We start from the raw sequence: 3275 nt of genomic DNA on the forward strand, positions 1-3275 counted from the left end.
CGGGGTCAGAGTCGGGTTTTGCAAAGCAAAACCCGACTCTGACCCCGGTTTTGCCTGTCAGCTACCAGCTCAGTTCTTAGGCGCAGGCTTGCAATAGACCGCAGCGGTCGCCTCGGCCAGCTGCTTCTGCGCCGCGCGCTGGGCATCATCCAGCGGAGCGCCCGGCTTGCCATCGGCACCAACGCCCTGGCTGACTGGACCATTGCCGTTCAGCAATTGCAGATTCCTGCGTGCACCCAGGCACTGCTCGGATTCGCCGGCTTCGGCTGAAACCTCTGGCTCGGCGACAGAAGCACCGCTGGCGGTGATGCGGCGGGTTTCGAACTGCTTGCCGGCCGGCGGTCGCTCGGAATACTGGGTGACGCCATTGGCGTCCTTCCACTTGTACAGATTGGCCGCGCTGGCGGTGGCAGCGGTGCCGAGCAGGAGCAGGCAGCAGAGGCGTGGCAGGGTGAGCATGGCAACTCCAGGCACCGGGACAGGGCAGACAGCGATTGCAGCACCCGGTGACGCGGCTGGCAAGTCGATTAAACTTCCCGGTATGGACGAATTGAGACCACCACCGCGTTCGCGCAGCATCTACCTGCTCCCGAACCTGTTTACCACCGCCGGGCTGTTTGCCGGGTTCTACGCGATCATTGCCGCCTCCAACGGGCAGTTCGTCAACGCCAGCGTCGCTGTATTCGTGGCTGCGGTCATGGATGGGTTGGATGGCCGGGTTGCGCGTTTGACCGGAACCAGCAGCGAATTCGGCGTGCAATACGACTCGCTGGCCGATCTTGTCAGTTTCGGCATGGCGCCGGCACTGGTGATGTACCACTGGGCCCTGTCCTCTCTGAAGTTCGATGGCGACGTGCTGGGCCGGGTCGGCTGGTCGGCGGCCTTCCTGTATGCGGCCTGCGCGGCGCTGCGCCTGGCCCGTTTCAATACCCAGGTGGGCACGGTCGACAAGCGTTGGTTCGTTGGCCTTGCCAGCCCGGCCGCCGCCGGTTTGATGATGTCCTTCGTCTGGGCCTTCGCCGATGGCACGCTGGGCTGGAGCGGAGAGGAGCTGCGCTACGTGGCTTTGGGCGTGACCATCGTGTCCGGCCTGTTGATGGTCAGCCGGATCCGCTTCTGGAGCTTCAAGGGCGGCGGCGAGAAGGGCCCGCGCTCGGAGCGCGTACCGTTCGTGGTGTTGGCGCTGGTGCCTATCGTCATTTCCATCGTGGTACTGGACCCGGCGCGGACCTTGTTGGTGGTCGGCGTGATCTATGCGCTGTCCGGCCCGGTGATGTGGCTGTTGCAGCGCTGGCGGCAGCCGGCCGGCAAGGTGCAGTGATCGGTTTCTCGCCCGAGCCGGTGTGGACGCCCGAGCAGCAGGCATGGCTGCAGGCGATGGGCTACACCGTCTATCTGGAAGGCGGCGCGCTGGATGCGCCGCCAGTCGTTGCTGCGCCAGCCTTTGATACAGCTGCGGTAGCGGTGGAGCGGTCGGCACCGCCGCAGAGCACGGTGGCCAAGCCGGTTGCTGTTGTCCCGCCGCGTGAAGTGGCCGCAAAGGCACCGCAGGCACCGAGCACTGCACCCGCGTCGGTATCCGCTGCCGGTGCAGCGGGTAGTGTTCGTCGCAGCGGCGGCTTGGGGATGCCCGACCGCCTGCAGATCGCCTTGTTGCGTGCCTCCGGCTGCAATCCCAACGAGCCGGAAACGCGGGCGCTGATGGACAGCTGGCCCTTGGCCGAGCTGCGTGCCGATCCAGCCGCCAAGCGCGCGCTGTGGCCGCAGCTGCGCAGTCTGCGGCGGAAAGCACGGCAATGACCGCGCCGGGGTCGGTCCTGCGTCCCATGCATGAAGGGGACCTGGATGCGGTGATGGAAGTGGAGCTGCGCGCCTATCCGTTCCCGTGGACGCGCGGCATCTTCCAGGATTGCCTGCGCGCCGACTACCCGTGCCGGGTGCTGGTGCAGGAGGGCGGTATTGCCGGCTATGCCGTGCTGAGCATTGCCGTTGACGAAGCGCATGTACTCAATGTCTGTGTGGATCCGCTGTGCCAGTCGCGCGGCCATGGCCGGCGTCTGCTGCGTGAGTTGGTGCGGGTTGCACGGCAACGCGGCGCCTTGCGGGTGTTCCTGGAAGTGCGGCCGTCCAATACCTCGGCCATCGCGCTGTACCACAGCGAAGGCTTCAATGAGATCGGCCGCCGTCCGCGTTACTACCCGACCGCGACCGGGCGCGAAGACGCACTGGTGATGGCGATGGAGCTGGTGGACGACGACATCAGCGTGATGCCGCCGCTCTGAGCGCTGCGTTGGCTATGCCAGCCGCAGCAGCACCACGCCGGCGACGATCAGTGCCGCCGCGAGCAGGCGCTTGCGGCTGATGTGTTCTTTCAACAGCAGTGCCGAGATCAGCAGCGCGAACAGGATCGAGGTCTCGCGCAGTGCGGCGATCACCGCGACCGGCGCGATGGTCATCGACCACAGCGCGATCGCATACGACGCGGTGGTGCCGATACCGCCGACCAGTCCGCGCTGCCAGTTGCCGCGCAGATAGCTGCCCAGCTGCCGGCGGCGGGCGAACAAGGCCCAGATCGGCAACGGCAAGCCGGACAGCAGGAACAGCCACAACGTGTAGCTCAAGGCATTGCCGGACAGGCGTGCGCCCTGTGCGTCGACCAGCGTATAGGTGGCGATGACCAGCGCGATGCACAGCGGCAGGCGGAGGTTGCTGATGCTGCTGCTGCCGGCCATGCACAGGATGCCGGCACTGATCAGGGCGATACCGCTCCACGCGCTGGCAGACAAGTGCTCGTCGAACAGCCAGATGCCGGCGATGGCGACCAGCAAGGGCGCGCAGCCGCGCATCAATGGGTAGGACAGGTTCATGTCGGCGCGGTGATAGGCGCGGGCAACCAGCACGTAATAACCGGTTTGCAGGATGGCTGATGCGGCGAGCCAGGGCAGGCTGGCTGCGGCGGGCGCGGGTAGCCAGGGCAGGGCGATGGCGGACAGGACGGCAGCCCAGCCGGTGACCAGAATCGTGGTCAGCAGCTTGTCGCCGCCGAGTTTGACGATGGCGTTCCAGCTGGCGTGGAGCAGGGCGGCGAACAGGACGGCGCAGAAGATGCCGAGGGACATTGGGTTCTGTTATTGGGGTGCTTTGGAAGCGACGTCCCCCCGACCTGAGTAGAGGTCGGGTTTAGAGTCCTGTTTTGATCTTATCTGTCTTCGCCGCCAGCTGCGCGGCGTAGTGGGCAGGTGTCATTCCGCCGAGTGCTCTTTTGGGTCTTTCTT

The 3275-nt window shown here is 65.8% G+C and carries 5 protein-coding genes; 3 read left to right on the top strand and 2 right to left on the bottom strand.

Annotated elements, in window-relative coordinates:
• Nucleotides 1–69: 69 nt before the first annotated feature.
• Nucleotides 70–459 carry a DUF4124 domain-containing protein gene (locus AC13FW_RS20115; protein ID WP_296253448.1) on the bottom strand — a complete coding sequence of 130 codons (390 nt, stop codon included), beginning with the start codon at nt 457–459 and terminating at the stop codon, nt 70–72.
• Between the two features lie 82 nt (nt 460–541).
• On the opposite strand from AC13FW_RS20115, the gene pssA reads away from it, so the two are divergent.
• The 3 genes from pssA to rimI are packed head-to-tail and all read left to right on the top strand — an operon-like array spanning nt 542 to nt 2282.
• Complete coding sequence (gene pssA, locus AC13FW_RS20120) at nt 542–1321, top strand: CDP-diacylglycerol--serine O-phosphatidyltransferase (RefSeq protein WP_282272540.1); 780 nt, start codon at nt 542–544, stop codon at nt 1319–1321.
• A 56-nt stretch (nt 1322–1377) separates the two neighbouring features.
• Entirely contained in the window at nt 1378–1800 is a 423-nt protein-coding gene (locus tag AC13FW_RS20125) for an alanine acetyltransferase (protein WP_482990261.1), read from the top strand.
• Nucleotides 1797–2282 (top strand): ribosomal protein S18-alanine N-acetyltransferase, encoded by a 486-nt coding sequence (rimI, locus tag AC13FW_RS20130; RefSeq protein WP_482987707.1) that lies wholly within the window; start codon nt 1797–1799, stop codon nt 2280–2282. Before AC13FW_RS20125 ends, rimI begins: the two co-directional genes overlap by 4 nt.
• Nucleotides 2283–2294: 12 nt before the next feature.
• On the opposite strand, the gene AC13FW_RS20135 is transcribed toward rimI, so the two are convergent.
• Nucleotides 2295–3119 (bottom strand): EamA family transporter, encoded by an 825-nt coding sequence (locus tag AC13FW_RS20135; RefSeq protein ID WP_482990260.1) that lies wholly within the window; start codon nt 3117–3119, stop codon nt 2295–2297.
• Nucleotides 3120–3275: the final 156 nt, after the last annotated feature.

This window comes from Stenotrophomonas sp. 21LCFQ19 (genome assembly GCF_056861425.1).